Genomic DNA, 368 nt, shown 5'->3' with positions numbered 1-368 from the left:
GAAAGACCCGGAACTATGGCAGCAAGAAAACTGGAAGATGACGTACCCGAAGAAGTGAAGAAAAGAAGGCTTACAGAAATTGTAAACCTGCAGCAAAAACACAGTCATTACCGCACTCAGCAGTTCGTCGGCAAGACCGTAGAAGTTTTGATCGAAAAAGAATCTAAGAAATCTGACCTGCACTGGAGCGGAAGGACAAGCCAAAATACGGTTGCAGTCTTCCCGAAAGAAAATTATGTGGTGGGAGATTTCGTGAATGTGAAGATCAACGACTGCACCAGCGCTACTTTAATAGGAGAAGCGGTGGGATTAAGCGAGAATAATTAAGCCCCCCTGCCCCCGAAGGGGGAGCATAAATTGGGAGTGGG

General features: G+C 46.7%; 1 protein-coding gene. It reads left to right on the top strand.

Annotation, left to right across the window (positions count from 1 at the left end):
- On the top strand, positions 1-327 hold a 327-nt coding region (locus HC175_RS20735; RefSeq protein ID WP_168139893.1), incomplete at its 5' end, for a TRAM domain-containing protein.
- Between the last annotated feature and the right edge of the window lie 41 nt (positions 328-368).

This window comes from Salinimicrobium oceani (assembly GCF_012037645.1).
Note: the sequence above shows the minus strand (reverse complement) of the source record. Positions and strands in the feature narration are given on the sequence as shown.